Source organism: Ruegeria sp. AD11(2025) (assembly GCF_056542405.1).
The window spans coordinates 161,025-175,542 of record NZ_JBQFZU010000002.1 but is presented as its reverse complement, the minus strand read 5'-3'; the positions used below and the strand labels follow the sequence as shown (position 1 = coordinate 175,542).

Sequence of the window (14,518 nt, the reverse complement as noted above, 5' to 3'; positions counted from 1 at the left end):
AGCAATTGTTTGTAAACGACCGAACCAGAACGTCGCTCTACGACATCCACTCAAAAGTCCTGTCCTTGATCGAAAGCAAAATGCCAACCTTCAGATGGGATCCCGATGGTGATGTGCGCGAAGACGAGCCTAACTACTACGCCGCCTCAGAAATTGTAGGGCAAGAAGAAGACTATGATCCTGCGATATTGATGCTCCCTGGTGGGCGAAAAAGAACTGTTTACGAGTTGAAAGAGAAACCTAAAGAAAAACAGAGTGGCTTCCCAGCGCCGACTTTTCTTGACGCTCCTGCCGTAAGTGGTTTCTACAAGGACGATGAAGCTTGGGACTACTTCTACAACCATTTTTTGACGCTTGCTCAAGATTTCACTTGGGATTTCGTAAGCTCTAATAAACACAAGGCAGAAGTTTTGATGCCTACTGGCGGTTCGGCAGCTGTCAGTGCGGAACTATTCCGACGTCCAGACAACGAAACTGGGCCTGCGAACACTCATATCGATGTCCGTATTGGAACAGTTGGATCAGGGCATTTGAAGTACCTACCTTCTCTAGGCAAAGGATCGCATGGCGCGAACTCTAATCTGCGGATCTTGTACGGAGCGCAGCTTTATCAACCGATCACATTCGCAGGGTCGGATTTCGGCAGGTTTTTTGAAGATCTCAAGAAAGCAAAACTAGATATTCCGATGGATTACGATGCGCTCTTGGTCCACGACATCCTTACTTTGAGCATCGAGGGAAGGTGGAACAAGCAAGAAATCAAGCAAAAATTGGCTCCCAAGATGAAAGACGCTTCGTGGAATGTAATTTGGGCTGATGCTGCTAGGGAAAATGTCAAATTAGGCAAACCTGGGCCGAAAGGTGGGCCTAAGCTGAGCTTCAACGTACTGAAAACTAAATTAAAAACAGTCCGTTTATAATTCATTCAAATAATTCGCAACGCTAAGTAGTTCGTTGCAACGAATTCATCGTTCAGGATCAGCCCAAGTCACAACATGAAAGGGCTGATCAATGGACAACATCGATCCACTTCTTACCGCCTCTGAGAGCGCGCAGTATCTTCAAATCTCAGTGCCAACATTTTGGCGCAGGGTTGCCGATGGCACAGTACCACCGGCTGTCAAAATCGGATGCCTGTCACGCTGGCCTCGCTCGGAGATTGTGGAGGTCATCGAGGACGCCAAATCCAGGCGCTTTGAACCTGAAGCCGCGAAGAAAGTACTTCTTGCACCTCAGAAAACTGAGCCAGCCTCCTTTGTCTCGCCATTGACCGGAAATTTTCAATGAACATGCGCACTGATTATACCAGCATCGCTAAATCGGCGGCTGAGTACGCTGCTCGAGGGTGGCATGTTTTTCCCGTGCCGCCCGGAGAGAAAAAGTCTTACAAATCCGAGAAACACTGTGGCGGTCAAAAATGGGGCGCTACTACGGACCAAGGTGTAATTGCGAGGGACTGGCAGAAATGGCCATCCGCTAATGTTGGAATCGTCACGGGACCAAAGTCCGGTTTTTTTGTGATCGAGGCGGATACACTGCAAGGGCACAAGACAGATGGGATCTCCAACTTGCTCTCCCTCATCGATGCCAACGGAACTCTGCCTGAAACGGTGGAAGCCCTCAGTCCCACCGGCTCTTGGCATTTATACTTCAAGTGGCCGGAAGGCACTAATATTCGCAACTCGGCAGGCCAAGTAGCACCAGGTGTGGACGTACGCGCTGATGGAGGGATGGTATTAGGAGTGCCTTCCGTCCGGCCTGGGTTTGACCAAAGATACCGCTGGAAGAACCCACCTGGATTGTTCGAATTAGCCGAATGCCCAGACTGGCTGCTGAAGTCAGTGTTGAAGCCAGAAAAGGAAAAGGCTGAACCCAGGCACAGCTTGAATGCCGACATCGACAACCGTTGGGCACAAGCGGCGTTGCAATCTGAACTAGCTGCACTACTCGCCACACCAGTAGGCGGTCGCAATCATCAGTTGTTCAAATCTGCGTCCGCACTGTTTGAGGTCGTCTCTGGCGGTCACTTAGGTGAAGCATTGGTTCGTGAGCGACTGGAGGCAGCAGCTTGTGCCATTGGCCTCGACTCCTTGGAAACTTGGCGCACCATCGATAGTGGTTTTAAGGCTGGTATCGAGAAACCCAGAGGCCCCAAACAAAGAAAAGAAAACACGGAACTAAAGTTCCGCCATAGCGAACTGAGCCTAGTTCGGGACGACAAAGGTCGTCCGTTCTTTAACCCAGCAAATGCACTTACTCTGCTTTCCCAACACCCAGAATGGTCAGGTGTTTTAGCTTACAATGGGTTCACCGCGCAAAAGTACTTGTTGAGGCCAATTCCTGGACAAAAAGCAGGTAGCTCTCCTCGTCCTCTCGAAGATGATGACTACGTAGCTGTTCAATGCTGGTTCAATCGAAATGGCTTTCCACGAACCAGCATGGATATTGTTCAAGGAGCTGTACGAAAGACCTGCCGCGACAATTACTTTGATCCCCTCCAAGATTATCTAAACAACTTAATTTGGGACGGAGAGGAGCGTTTAAACACTTGGTTAAGCGCTTATTGCGGAGCAGAACCAAGTGTTTTTTCTTCCGAGGCGGGCAAGCGTTGGTGCATTTCAGCAGTTGCTCGCGGCCTTTCACCGGGGTGCAAAGCTGATCATATGCTGGTTTTAGAGGGCTCCCAAGGACGAAAAAAATCTACCGCCTTGGCAACTCTGACCGGCGTTGACTGGTTCAGCGATGCTCTTCCAGCGATGGGGACCAAGGATGCTTCAAGTTTTTTGCGTGGAAAGTGGGTAATCGAAGTCGGCGAACTAGAGGCGATGCGGAGAGAAGTGGATGCGGTTAAAGCATTCATTTCGAGGCAGGTGGAAACATTCCGTCCGGCTTATGGTCGTGAGGAGGTTAGCGAACCCCGTCGATGCGTATTCGCTGGCACAACCAACAAAGAAGATTGGCAACGTGACGAAACCGGTGGACGCCGATTTTGGCCTGTCCGTGTTGGAGAAATTGACATCAATGCACTTGCCCGCGACCGAGACCAGATTTGGGCCGAGGCCGTCGAGTTATATCGTCAAGGTGAGAGATGGTGGCTCGAAGGTGAGGCGGAGAAAATTGCTCGCAAAGAAGCTTCAAATCGCCGTCCCATCGATCCTTGGAGTGAAGATATTTGTAAGGCGGTGCACGGCCACACGGAAGTGACTGCCAAGCAGGTGTTGAGCAAGATGGGTGTTAAGCGCGCCGACATGACACCGCTTTTAGCCAAGCGGGTCGCACAAGAATTGGTGGCACAGGGATGGAAAAGAGCCGGACGTATCACTTCAGGTGAAGGAAAGGGAGCTGTGAGGTTTGTTCCCGACGACAAATCGATGAAGGCGAAGTGAAGATGGTGAAGGTGGTGAAGAAGGTGAGGCAGAGAAAGCCAAAACCCAACACAACAGATAAGTGCATGTTATTAGGCACTTTGTTGAAGATTCTTCCATTCAAGGAAAAACTCTTCACTCGCTTCACTGAAGAAAGCAACTTGCGCATACAGCTATGTGAGCGCTGCTAAACAGCGGTCCATTTCGTTCCCTAGACATTCTGAACGAACTCTCCAAAGAGGAAAACCGAATGACCAAAATCACAGCCCTTGACTGCATCCGCGATGCAATAAAAACCGCCGAGTTAGAAGTCCGCGCCCTCGAGATTGAGGAAGCGCTGAACATCCTGTGCGATCACATCTCGCCACCGGACTGCCTAAACCTGACAAAAATCGACATGCGCTACAACAGGCTGCATCGCGAGTTGTGCGACATCTACCAGTCGCTACATCTGCGCTACCGCAGTTTAGCACAATAAAGAAAGAGGCAGAGCATGACTACCAAAGGCCCAAACACAGACATGATATCCGCAACCGAAAGTAACTGCACAGATGAAACCTCACAGAAGCTCAAGAAGTTCAGCGAAGTGTTAGTAGCGGAATATTACCAGCGGTACGATGAGGTAGGCGAAGTGAATATACCTATTGGTGCTATTGGACCAATTGTTGAGAACATTGAGGGTAAGAGGGGACAGGTACACTACCTAGGAGGCTCGATCTGGCACGTAATCGTTCAGCGGCAGCCCAGAGGACATATTCGGACGAGGATCAAATCTGGCGCTTGGCTTGCGGTTCTAGAACACATCCTGAATTATGGCGGCGACAACACTTCAAACCGTGAAGCGCTCACACACCTGCGAAGTTTTATTGAAACCGTCAGTGACAAAAACTTTGAAAAAAATAAGAAACAAATAACTAAGTTGCCGAAGGTAATCGAATGTCAGAAATAATCGAAGCAGCAGAAGCTGCGTTAAAGTCAGCTCACTTTGTTCTCGCAAAAGTCAACGAAAACGGCGCTGAGTTCAACGATTTGGCGGTTGCAATGATCGGAGTGATTGGCGGTTTCATCGTGGCGCTGGAAAGCGAGCTAACAAGCAATCTTGCGCCAGAGGTCCGCAATAGAATCCTTGGCGTAATTAAGCGACTTCGCGCAACACAAACTGAGCTGGAAGAAGCGATCACCCCTCTAACAAGTATGGCCCCGCGATGAACCACGTTTTCGGATTTGCAAGCTCAAAAGGCGGGGTCGACAACGAGTTCGACGAAGCAATCGTTGCCCTCTTCGGCCTAAAACACGGTGCAAATTTCTCAATGGCAAACCTTAAATGCCACGTGTGCGACGAGCAGACCAAACACACCGTCGCATTCACCGAAACAAGCCGCGAATGGGAGTGCCAGAGATGTGGCCAGATCGAGATTGAGGACAACGACGAATAAAAAGGGCCGAGGCACTTCTACCCCGACCCTGAGACCTGCCCCCGCCATGCTAACAGTTGCTGAATCTCAAATTGCAGTCACCGCACAAAATACAAGACCTGCCCTTGCTGCTCGGGGCGGCAAGTTGAGGACTTCTAAACGTCTCTTTCATTGGCTGGCACATATGCATCTAATGACCAAAAATCTTGAAACACACCCCTGCAATTTTGACGACTCCGCAGCGGTGGACGCCGCAGCAATGGCTGGCCGTATCCGGCCCCAATTCATGACACCTGACCAGATCGAACGACTACGCCCCGCCCTGATCGAAACAGAGGCTGTGACGGTCGCAGAAGCCGTGAAACAGCTTGCGCATCTGCCCGAGCGTAACCGCGAATGGTGGCAGTTTATTCAGGCTAAAACCAAGCTGAGAATTTCTGAGATTTTGGAAGAAATTGGCGACGAGATCGACCATCCAGAAGACCCAGGCGCGGTCGATATTGCAGGGATCATCAACCGCGAACTAGGCCCGCGCTGATCACATCCCTGGACCGCTGAAAAAGGCAATGTCCCGGCGCGCTCGATGAGCTGCCGCATATGCCAGCAACAACATCCGCGCAGTTGCCACCGTTTTCTTATTCTTCCGAAACCCAACTCCTGAAGGGCGGCCAACCGCCCGAGCAAATGCTCGCCGCAGCTCCTTCGAACTGATGGCGAACATGTTGAACATCACCGTGATAATATTCATTTCCTGCCACCCGTCTCTTGTAGCAGCGCTTCACCAAAAATAGCTAACAGCGCACGTTCCCGCTTTTCGCTCCTTTCCAGATGATCAATGATCGTTCTTTGCAGCTCAAAATGTTCGCGCAACGCCGTATCCATTGCTCTTTTCAGCTCAAATTCTTCAAATTTCATTGCCTGATCCTCCTGCCTTGCAGGTGTGCAGATCGAGGCGGAACGCAAGCTGGCTTTAATGTTCTATAAACATTTCAGGGTGAGCCATGAGGCCCACCCTGCAACCACGTCCGAAAACATGGCTTCTGCCCCCCGCAAATGCGGGGAACAAACTGCCTATAGCAGCCACCGGCGAAACGCTTCTTTTGCTGTGATAATCTCGCCAGATTCACGCTGGGGAATCTCTTCTTTTTCCAATTTGTGGCCCTCCGTTCCCACCGGTCCACAGTTCTCTTTGTGACCCTTTCATGTGGCCCGCTATCCCTCTGAATTTGCATTTTAATGTTTCACTGCAATTTACAAATCAGCGCCTGAACATTTGGGGGTTTAGGAAAGAGCAAGTGGGATCGTCAAGCCCCTCCGGGACCGACGAACACTTGCAAAGGGGAGTTGCATTCCCCCTTGACCCCCTGTGGCGGGCCACAGAATAATGAGGATTTTTATGATGGACCCTATTGCCCCTGAGACCCCGCAGAGCGTTGACCCTGCGGCCCCTGGGCCCGCACCGGGCCAACCGCCAAACAGGACGCATGTTTTCAAGATGCGCTTGACCCCAGACGACGCCGCCCGATTGAAAACATGGGCGCATCGAAACGAGCTATCACAAGCTGACTACGTTCGTTTCATGACGTTCGGCAGGACCACATTTGCGCCGCCGAACAGCTCGAAGTTGGAGGCCATCGCCCGCCAGCTTGTCGGCATCGCTACGAACATTAACCAATGTCAACACTCGATCAATGAGGCTCAGCAATCCGGCACCCTGACTGCCACCCAATTCGAGGCGATGGGCCGCGTTCTGGATCAGAGCCGCAGAGCCTTTGCCAAACCACTGGCCGAGCTGCGCGCCGAGCTGAAGAAGCTGAAGCCCGCCGCCACTGACACATCCGACGAGTTAGACGCCGGATGATAATCAAGACGGGTGGCATAAGCGCAGGCGATGGCCCCCGCATCTGCAACTATGTGGTTGCAGAGGGCGACAACGAGCGCGTCGACGTCCTGACATCCAGCAATGATCAGCTCTTAGTCGCCGACGATTTTGCACAGCTCAGAGGCCGCAAAAACGGCCTGTTGCACATCATCATCAGTCCTGACGAAGCGCTGACACCCGACGAGCTGGCCGCGACCGTCGCCGCGATCCGCGAGGAGTTCGGATTCGATAGAGATGATCCTGAAACGCTGGCGATGCACGAAAGCAAGCGCGCAGATGGATCGACCCAAAAGCATTATCACTTAGTGCGACCAGCTCAGAACAGTGTGACCGGCAAGACTTACAAGCTTTTCCGCGGCAAGGCGAAAGACGAAGCTGTTAGCCGCCTTTGCGAACTGCAATTCGGCCACCAGCTCACCAGCGGCGCGAACAATGCTTTTGCTGAAATGAGATTGCGAGAACAAGGCAAAGACGAGCTGGCCGACCGCCTGGCCGCTGAGCTGGGCGACGACGAGCGCCCCAGAGCTGCCTTTTCCAACGATCAGCACCAGCAGGCCAAGCGATCAGGTTTTGACCTGCCAGCCTTACGCCACCAGCTCACAACCATTGCCGCCCTGCCCCGTGACCAGCAGCCCGCCAAGCTGGCCGAGCTGATCGAGCGCGAATGGCTAGAGCTGGCCGACGCCATTCCCGAAGGACGCGGTCGAAGCCGGATTATGATCGAAACCCCGGAAGGCATCCGCGATCACAACGCAAACAGAACTTTGAAAATCAAAGCCCAAGACGTAGCCAAATTCATTTCAAAAACACAGGAGATATTACATGAACTCAGAGCCAACAAAGCCCGCTCCCGACCAAACTTTGCGGGACCTGCTATCGCAGATCATCCAAGGGCAGGAGCAGATTCACCAGAGCAACCAGGCCATAATAGCTCGCATGAACGCTCTTCTGAAAATCTTTCAGGCAATCAGCAGGAGCTGAAAGAGAGTAAGGAACTGACACTGGCAGCGATAAGTTTGCGGCCACTGGCGGCACAGTTTGCAGATAACCGCTCAGACGATGTAACTTCGACTGGCATTGAACCGATCCCAGACCCCGGCGATCCGAACTTGCTTCGCAAGCTGGCCGCAATACTTCGAAAACAAATAGAGAAGGCAAATGCCGCGCTCAAACGGGCCACCCATAGATCTGACGGCATGACGTTAGTCTAGAAAATCCTTGCAGGAAAATCGGGTTGAGTGGCAGGTTGCTGTCACAACTTTAAGATTTTCAAGCGAGTCACGAATGATTGAAGCTATCCATTTAGCAAACCAAGGCGCGTACGATGCAACGGGCACCAAGCTCGAAGGATTGAAGAAGCTCAATTTTATCTTCGGCTCGAATGGATCAGGCAAGACAACGATTTCCCGTGTTATCGAAGGCTCGGGAACTTTCCCCGACTGCCAAATAACCTGGGCGGGCGGCAGTCCGCTGGAAACCCGCGTCTACAATAAGGATTTTGTCGAAAAGCACTTCGATGCAGAAAGTAGCATCAAGGGTATCTACACATTCGGAGAGAACGTCGAGATCGCCGAGAAGATCAAGACTCTCAAGGGCGAGGCTGATGTAATCAAAACAAAGCTTGGTGGGTTCCGAAAGAATCTCTTCGGCGAAGATGGAGCAAGCGGAAAGAAGAAAGAACGTGAAGCGCTCACCGCGCAGATCGTGGAGGATGTATGGAGCGCCAAAAAGAAGTTTGATAAACTGGAAGCAGCCTTCACAGGACTGAACAACAACAAGAAAAGCTTCTGCGACCGCTATCTCAAAGAAGCGTCGAGCAACATCGCTACAGTGAGGGATATTTCAGAACTACGTGAAGACGCGGCAACGGTCTTTTCGGGGTCGTTAACCAAGGCAACAGTCTTGCCCAATCAGGATGGCTCGACGATATCGATACTGGAAGGCTCAGCGATCCTGAAGAAGAAGATCATCGGAAAAGAAGACGTGGACATCGCGGCGCTAATCGAAAAGCTCGGCAACAGCGATTGGGTGCAGCAGGGACGGCAATACTTTGATCAACTAGAGGACCAGTGCCCATTCTGCCAACAAAAGACGGATGCAGCCTTCAAGCAGAGCCTGGAAGCGTATTTTGACGAGAGTTACATCTCCGACCTCGTATCAATCGACAAACTGCTCGCCGGTTATGCTGATGCAGCAAAAGACTTGCTGAACGCATACAGAGCCACCGATATTGTTGAGTCGCCCTACCTTGACCGCGAGACCTACGAAAAGGACGTTGCAGCCCTTGGCCTCGCTCTGGATAGCAATATTGAGCACATCACGGCTAAGCGAAAAGAACCAAGTGCCGTCGCCACGCTTACTAGCACAGCCCCGTTAATCTCAGCGGTGGATGCCCTTATCAACGCGGCCAACAAGAAGATAATAGCAAACAACGATACAATCGATAATCTCGCTGCGCGAAAGAAAGAACTGACGTCACAGGTTTGGAAAAGGCTGCTCGAAGACACAAAGGCAATCTACGATAAGTTCAAGGCGGAAACTGGTGGGCTCGACAAAGCGATCACCTCGCTGGAGAGCCAGATAAACACTGAGACAAAAAACCTTGAAGCCAAGCAAGAAGAGATAGAGGAGAATGAGCGAAAGATCACCAGCATCAAGCCAACGATTGACGCAATCAACAAACTCCTGAAATCGTTTGGCTTCACCAACTTCCATCTTGCCGAAAGCTCGGATAGCGGCTTCTATGAAGTCAAGCGGGCGGACGGTAGCGATGCAAAGCGAACATTAAGTGAAGGCGAGAAATCCTTTATCACCTTTCTGTATTTCTATTATCTGGCTGGCGGATCGTTTAGTTCGAGCGGCGGCACAAATGACAAGGTCGTTGTGTTCGATGATCCAGTTTCGAGCCTCGATGCAGACATCCTTTTCATTGTCTGCAATCTGATAAAGAGCATCGTCGCCGAAATGCGCACGGGCACAAGCTCGATCAAACAGGTGTTTGTGCTCACGCACAATATCTATTTCCACAAGGAAGTTACGTTCGACAAGAAACGTAGCGCCGCCAAAGCCAAAAGTGATGAGACATTCTGGGTTGTGCGCAAAACATCGCAGCGTTCAGAACTCATGCCATTTGACGAGAACCCGATCAAGTCAAGCTACGAACTGCTCTGGCGAGAAGTTAGGCAGAAGCCACCTTCGGATACGGCCATACAGAACGTCATGCGCAGAATCCTTGAACACTACTTCAAATTTTATGGCGGCATAACACCTGAAGACATTATCGAAAGATTCAACGGCAAGGACAAAATGATCTGTAACACCTTGCTCTCGTGGGTGAATGACGGATCGCACTTCGCTACTGATGACCTCTATATGGCTTGTGACCCCGGCCAGGTTGATCGCTATCTCAACGTGTTCCAAAGAATTTTCGAAGAGTCCGACCACGGCGGGCACTTCAGGATGATGATGGGTGATGATTATGTCGCGCTTCCCGTCGCAGCCAACGATGATGGGGCAAAGGCGTTAGTTGTCACAGAAGCGGTCGCACAGTAGGCACTTCCGCGCGAGCGTCCTCCGGATAAGGGTGAGCAAGGGACTCACCTGAGTGTTGTGCTTCCCGTTTCTTTCCGTATTTTCTCATTATGCGACCATTTTTCCGAGGCGAGGCATGCAGACCGACATAATGACGATCAAGGAAGTCTCGGCCTATCTGAAGATAACGGAAAAGACCGCCTATCGGCTCACAGCGGAGGGAAAGATCCCAGGCTTCAAGGTTGGGGGCGCGTGGCGATTTAGAAAGCAAGAGATTGATGCTTGGATTGTCGAACGAATGAAGGACGGCGGGGCGAACAACTAATGATTCTGGACAACAAGAAGAACGGCAAGGTCGGAGATGCCCTGCGCGAGCATTTGAACGCGGGCTCGCGACTTTCAGTGATCTCGGGCCTATTCTCTATCTACGGTTTTGAATCCCTAAGAAGTGAGTTGAAGGGGCTCGACGTGTTTCGCCTTATCCTGGCTCAAGAGCCGTCAAACGATATGGCTGACGGAAAGACCGCTGCGCTGGCGGGCGATGAATTCGAACTACGGTTTCGGAACCGCCTTGACCAGAACCGCATAGCCAAAGAGTGCGCCAAATGGCTCTCCGAGAAAGCGGACATCAAGGTTGCGAAGAACCCTCGCGCATTCGGGCAGAACCTCTTGCTTGCACAAAGCAAGGATGGCGATGCCATCGGCATTCAAGGAAGTTCGGGGTTTACCTCAACAGGTTTCGGTTACTCGGATTCCAATCGTTTCCACATGAACATGTGCGCGAAAGACGCGCCAAGCACTCAAGCAATGCTGGAGTGGTTCGAGGCGATCTGGAATGACCCTGATGCCGTCGAAGACGCCAAGTCCCTGCTTCTGGAGCGGCTGGAACGGCTCGTCACTGATCAGACGCCAGAGTTCATCTACTTCCTGACCCTCTACAATATCTTCAAGGACTTCCTCGAAGATATCGATGAAGAGAACATCATCAAGTCGAAGACTGGTTTCAAGGATACCATCGTTTGGAACAAGCTCTACAAGTTCCAGCGCGATGGTGTTCTTGGCGCAATCGACAAGCTCGAAAAATATAACGGCTGCATAATCGCGGACAGCGTCGGCCTTGGTAAGACGTTCGAAGCGCTGGCGGTCATCAAATATTACGAGTTGCGCAATGACCGCGTTCTTGTCCTGTGTCCGAAGAAGCTGCGGGACAACTGGACGGTCTACACAGTCAACGACACGCGCAACCTGCTCGCGGCAGATCGCTTCAGCTATGATGTTTTGAACCATACCGATCTGACCCGCCTGCAAGGCCGGTCAGGAGAGATCAATCTCGAAACGCTAAATTGGGGAAACTATGACCTTGTGGTGATCGATGAATCCCACAACTTCCGGAACTCCAGCTCGGCTAAGGAAGGCCTTACCCGCTATTCGCGACTGATGGATGAAATCATCCGCTCGGGCGTCAAGACGAAAGTGCTGATGCTCTCGGCAACGCCCGTGAACAACCGCATGAATGACCTGAAGAATCAGGTTGCCTTCATCACAGAAGGCATTGATAGCGCCTATAGTGAGCAAGGCATCGGCAGCATTGAGGAAACACTGCGAAAGGCGCAGACACGCTTCAACAACTGGCTGCGCCAGGAGGAGAATGAAAGAACGGTCGAAGCCCTGCTCGACGGCATGAACTTTGACTATTTCAAGCTGCTCGACCTGCTGACCATTGCTCGGTCGCGAAAGCATATCGAGAAGTACTACGATGTAACGGAAATCGGCTCGTTTCCTGAACGCCTCCAGCCGATCAACATAAAGGCTGACATCGATACTCAGGGGCAGTTCCCGCCGCTGCGTGAGATTAACCGCACTATCCGAAGGCTAAACCTAAGCGCCTACTCGCCGCTAAAATATGTGCGGGCAGACAAGCGGGAAGAGTACAGCCGCAAATACGATGTGAGGGTCAAAGGCGGTCAGTCGGTGTTCCGCCAGATCGACCGTGAGCAGAGCCTTATCCACCTGATGCGCGTGAACTTACTCAAGCGCATGGAAAGTTCGATAAACTCCTTCGGCCTGACGTTGGAGAAACTGCTCGGCGAGGTCGAAAGCCTGCTCGACAAGCTGGAGCGCCACAGTTCCGAGGACATCGAAGAACTTGGAATCGAGGATGTAGAAACCGATGATCCAGATTTCGACGCCTACCTGATCGGGCGCAAGGTGAAGGTGCTCATCAAGGATATGGACGAACATCGCTGGCGTCAGGATTTGCAGGAAGACCGCGCCAAGCTCACCGAGTTGCTGGACGAAGCCCGTAAGATCGACGCGAGCCGTGATGCAAAACTCCACGGATTGCGCGACTTGATCGCCGAAAAGTGCAAGAACCCGATCAACGCAGGCAACCGCAAAATCATTGTTTTTACAGCCTTCAGCGATACGGCAAATTACATTTACGAAAACATCGCGGGATGGGCGAGGGATACGCTCGGCATCAACGCCGCGCAGATCACGGGGAGCGGTACGAACAAGACGAACATGCCAGGGCAAAGCAGTAACTTCGACAGTCTGCTTGCGTCCTTCTCGCCCGTCTCAAAGGAGCGGTCGAAGATTGATAAAGGAGCGACGGAAGAAATCGACTTACTTATCGCTACGGACTGTATCTCTGAAGGCCAGAACCTTCAGGACTGCGACTATCTCATCAACTATGACATCCACTGGAACCCCGTGCGGATTATCCAGCGCTTCGGTCGAATCGACCGTCTAGGCTCGAAGAACGAAGTCATTCAGCTCGCCAACTTCTGGCCGAATATGGAGCTGGATGAGTACATCAACCTGGAAGCGCGAGTGAGCGGTCGTATGGTGCTGCTCGACATCTCAGCCACGGGTGAAGAGAACGTCATCGAGCAGGATAGCGCAGGCCAGATGAAAGATTTGGAGTATCGGCGCAAGCAACTCGAACAACTCCAAAAGACTGTCGTTGACCTTGAAGATATGTCGGGCGGCGTATCGATTGCCGATCTGACGCTCAACGACTTCCGCATGGATTTGTCGGCCTTCATGAAAGAGAACCTGGACGTGCTGGAAAGCGCCCCAACAGGTCTCTTCGCAGCCGCGACACTTGACCATGCGCTCAGGCTGGAAGGCCTGCCTGCGGGCGTGATCTTTTGCCTGAAGAATGTGGGCAAGCCCGTCAGCAACGATGATGGCTACGCGCTTGCACCCTACTACCTCACCTATGTGAGCGATGACGGGCAGGTGAGCTTCACCTTCACGCAATCGAAGAAGGTGCTCGATGTCTTGAAGAAGCACGGCCTCGGCAAGCGCTTTGTGGATCCAGAGGCCGTCGCCCGCATGAACGCCACGACGAAGAACGGGCGCGACATGAGCCACTACCGCGCCTTGCTTGAGGCTGCCGTCGCAAGCGTGATCGGCAAGGCTGAAGAAAAAGGCGTCGAAAGTTTGTTCTCGCGTGGCGGCACGAACCTCACCAAAGATAGCTTCCAGGGCATGGAGGACTTCGAGGTGGTCAGCTACATGGTAGTGAACACACCATGACGGAAATTCACACCATCGATCAGTTCCACGAAAATCTGGCTGTGCCAGAGACTTGCCACCTCGGCAAGCGCCTGTTCAAGAAGCAGTTTTATGAGCACGGACAGCTTGGAGCGACTGACAAGAAGGCCTTTGTCGAAGACATCGACAGCATCGAATGGAGCTACACGATCAAGCCTTCAACGATCAACATCCCAAAGCTTGAAGACAACGCTCACGAGTATCTTGAGGTCGCGATCTTGCAGGTGATGCTAACTGCCGCAGATCGCCACACTCGGATTGCCTCGGTGATTCAAAAGGCCATCCCCTACCCCCTGTTGATCGTTTTCGTCTGCGGTTCGCGGCTGGCGATCACTGCCGCCGACAAACGGATCAACCGTGCCGATGCGAACAAGATCGTGACGGAAGCCAGCTATGACACGGGCTGGATAGATCTGGCTGCGCCACTTGCGCCGCAGGCGGCGTTTCTGTCCGATTTCTGTGTTACGAAATTTAGCTACCGCAACCTTTATGACTTTTATCAGGACGCCATCGCACGGGTGCTTGCCCTGAACTGTGCCGTCCATTCGGGACGCTACGCACTGCAAGCTGAAGCGGAAGAAGCGCCAAAGAGCAAGATGGAGCGCCTGACAGCATTGCGGCAGATTGAGAAATTTCATCAGGAACGGAGCGAACTTCGCAATAAGCTGAAGAAAGAGAAAAACCTTGGCACTCAGGTAAACCTGAACACCAAGATCAAACAACTGAGCGACCGCATCGAAGCGGCTCGCAACGAATTGTGAGGA

At 52.1% G+C, this 14,518-nt stretch carries 16 protein-coding genes; 14 read left to right on the top strand and 2 right to left on the bottom strand.

The annotated features are described in order from the left end of the window. The first annotated feature begins 65 nt into the window (after window positions 1-65). The 8 genes from ACR1XY_RS02715 (at window position 66) to ACR1XY_RS02680 (ending at window position 5,318) form a co-directional block, all read left to right on the top strand. A complete protein-coding gene (locus ACR1XY_RS02715; protein ID WP_480589656.1) occupies window positions 66-920 on the top strand; it encodes a hypothetical protein in 855 nt (284 codons plus the stop codon). Window positions 921-1,011: 91 nt separating this feature from the next. After that, window positions 1,012-1,287: a helix-turn-helix transcriptional regulator gene (locus ACR1XY_RS02710; protein WP_480449962.1), complete on the top strand. Its 276-nt coding sequence runs from the start codon at window positions 1,012-1,014 to the stop codon at window positions 1,285-1,287. Next, window positions 1,284-3,386, top strand: a complete 2,103-nt coding sequence (locus tag ACR1XY_RS02705) for a VapE domain-containing protein (protein ID WP_480589655.1) — start codon at window positions 1,284-1,286, stop codon at window positions 3,384-3,386. Before ACR1XY_RS02710 ends, ACR1XY_RS02705 begins: the two co-directional genes overlap by 4 nt. A 229-nt stretch (window positions 3,387-3,615) precedes the next feature. Continuing rightward, window positions 3,616-3,843 (top strand): hypothetical protein, encoded by a 228-nt coding sequence (locus tag ACR1XY_RS02700; protein ID WP_170716965.1) that lies wholly within the window; start codon window positions 3,616-3,618, stop codon window positions 3,841-3,843. Window positions 3,844-3,858: 15 nt separating this feature from the next. Then, a complete protein-coding gene (locus ACR1XY_RS02695; protein WP_480589654.1) occupies window positions 3,859-4,314 on the top strand; it encodes a hypothetical protein in 456 nt (151 codons plus the stop codon). Continuing rightward, on the top strand, window positions 4,302-4,574 hold the full coding sequence (locus ACR1XY_RS02690; RefSeq protein WP_480589653.1) for a hypothetical protein: 273 nt from the start codon (window positions 4,302-4,304) through the stop codon (window positions 4,572-4,574). The genes ACR1XY_RS02695 and ACR1XY_RS02690 overlap by 13 nt, the downstream gene beginning before the upstream one ends. Beyond that, a complete protein-coding gene (locus ACR1XY_RS02685) occupies window positions 4,571-4,801 on the top strand; it encodes a hypothetical protein (RefSeq protein WP_480589652.1) in 231 nt (76 codons plus the stop codon). Before ACR1XY_RS02690 ends, ACR1XY_RS02685 begins: the two co-directional genes overlap by 4 nt. A 46-nt stretch (window positions 4,802-4,847) precedes the next feature. Beyond that, window positions 4,848-5,318, top strand: a complete 471-nt coding sequence (locus ACR1XY_RS02680) for a hypothetical protein (protein WP_480589651.1) — start codon at window positions 4,848-4,850, stop codon at window positions 5,316-5,318. Here the strand turns inward: ACR1XY_RS02680 and ACR1XY_RS02675 are convergent, their stop codons facing one another. Beyond that, the gene (locus ACR1XY_RS02675; protein ID WP_480449968.1) at window positions 5,319-5,528 is read right to left on the bottom strand and encodes a hypothetical protein; all 210 of its coding nucleotides are present in this window, start codon (window positions 5,526-5,528) and stop codon (window positions 5,319-5,321) included. After that, entirely contained in the window at window positions 5,525-5,695 is a 171-nt protein-coding gene (locus ACR1XY_RS02670) for a hypothetical protein (protein ID WP_480449969.1), read from the bottom strand. Before ACR1XY_RS02670 ends, ACR1XY_RS02675 begins: the two co-directional genes overlap by 4 nt. A 469-nt stretch (window positions 5,696-6,164) precedes the next feature. On the opposite strand from ACR1XY_RS02670, the gene ACR1XY_RS02665 reads away from it, so the two are divergent. The 6 genes from ACR1XY_RS02665 to ACR1XY_RS02640 all read left to right on the top strand — a co-directional run bounded on the left by ACR1XY_RS02665 (window position 6,165) and on the right by ACR1XY_RS02640 (window position 14,515). Beyond that, window positions 6,165-6,641: a plasmid mobilization protein gene (locus ACR1XY_RS02665; RefSeq protein WP_480589650.1), complete on the top strand. Its 477-nt coding sequence runs from the start codon at window positions 6,165-6,167 to the stop codon at window positions 6,639-6,641. After that, complete coding sequence (locus ACR1XY_RS02660) at window positions 6,638-7,873, top strand: hypothetical protein (protein WP_480589649.1); 1,236 nt, start codon at window positions 6,638-6,640, stop codon at window positions 7,871-7,873. Before ACR1XY_RS02665 ends, ACR1XY_RS02660 begins: the two co-directional genes overlap by 4 nt. 73 nt (window positions 7,874-7,946) lie before the next feature. Then, on the top strand, window positions 7,947-10,214 hold the full coding sequence (locus ACR1XY_RS02655; RefSeq protein ID WP_480589648.1) for an AAA family ATPase: 2,268 nt from the start codon (window positions 7,947-7,949) through the stop codon (window positions 10,212-10,214). 130 nt (window positions 10,215-10,344) lie between these two features. After that, window positions 10,345-10,518: a helix-turn-helix domain-containing protein gene (locus ACR1XY_RS02650; RefSeq protein ID WP_480453595.1), complete on the top strand. Its 174-nt coding sequence runs from the start codon at window positions 10,345-10,347 to the stop codon at window positions 10,516-10,518. Next, window positions 10,518-13,736, top strand: coding sequence for a helicase-related protein (locus tag ACR1XY_RS02645; protein ID WP_480589647.1), 3,219 nt, complete (start codon window positions 10,518-10,520; stop codon window positions 13,734-13,736). The genes ACR1XY_RS02650 and ACR1XY_RS02645 overlap by 1 nt, the downstream gene beginning before the upstream one ends. Further along, window positions 13,733-14,515, top strand: a complete 783-nt coding sequence (locus ACR1XY_RS02640; RefSeq protein WP_480589646.1) for a DUF4391 domain-containing protein — start codon at window positions 13,733-13,735, stop codon at window positions 14,513-14,515. Before ACR1XY_RS02645 ends, ACR1XY_RS02640 begins: the two co-directional genes overlap by 4 nt. Window positions 14,516-14,518 lie beyond the last annotated feature (3 nt).

Coding starts and splice junctions, on each gene's coding strand:
- ACR1XY_RS02710 (WP_480449962.1), top strand. CDS start 1,012: ATGGACAACATCGATCCACTTCTTACCGCCTCTGAGAGCGCGCAGTAT.
- ACR1XY_RS02705 (WP_480589655.1), top strand. CDS start 1,284: ATGAACATGCGCACTGATTATACCAGCATCGCTAAATCGGCGGCTGAG.
- ACR1XY_RS02700 (WP_170716965.1), top strand. CDS start 3,616: ATGACCAAAATCACAGCCCTTGACTGCATCCGCGATGCAATAAAAACC.
- ACR1XY_RS02695 (WP_480589654.1), top strand. CDS start 3,859: ATGACTACCAAAGGCCCAAACACAGACATGATATCCGCAACCGAAAGT.
- ACR1XY_RS02690 (WP_480589653.1), top strand. CDS start 4,302: ATGTCAGAAATAATCGAAGCAGCAGAAGCTGCGTTAAAGTCAGCTCAC.
- ACR1XY_RS02685 (WP_480589652.1), top strand. CDS start 4,571: ATGAACCACGTTTTCGGATTTGCAAGCTCAAAAGGCGGGGTCGACAAC.
- ACR1XY_RS02680 (WP_480589651.1), top strand. CDS start 4,848: ATGCTAACAGTTGCTGAATCTCAAATTGCAGTCACCGCACAAAATACA.
- ACR1XY_RS02675 (WP_480449968.1), bottom strand. CDS start 5,528: ATGAATATTATCACGGTGATGTTCAACATGTTCGCCATCAGTTCGAAG.
- ACR1XY_RS02670 (WP_480449969.1), bottom strand. CDS start 5,695: ATGAAATTTGAAGAATTTGAGCTGAAAAGAGCAATGGATACGGCGTTG.
- ACR1XY_RS02665 (WP_480589650.1), top strand. CDS start 6,165: ATGAGGATTTTTATGATGGACCCTATTGCCCCTGAGACCCCGCAGAGC.
- ACR1XY_RS02660 (WP_480589649.1), top strand. CDS start 6,638: ATGATAATCAAGACGGGTGGCATAAGCGCAGGCGATGGCCCCCGCATC.
- ACR1XY_RS02655 (WP_480589648.1), top strand. CDS start 7,947: ATGATTGAAGCTATCCATTTAGCAAACCAAGGCGCGTACGATGCAACG.
- ACR1XY_RS02650 (WP_480453595.1), top strand. CDS start 10,345: ATGACGATCAAGGAAGTCTCGGCCTATCTGAAGATAACGGAAAAGACC.
- ACR1XY_RS02645 (WP_480589647.1), top strand. CDS start 10,518: ATGATTCTGGACAACAAGAAGAACGGCAAGGTCGGAGATGCCCTGCGC.
- ACR1XY_RS02640 (WP_480589646.1), top strand. CDS start 13,733: ATGACGGAAATTCACACCATCGATCAGTTCCACGAAAATCTGGCTGTG.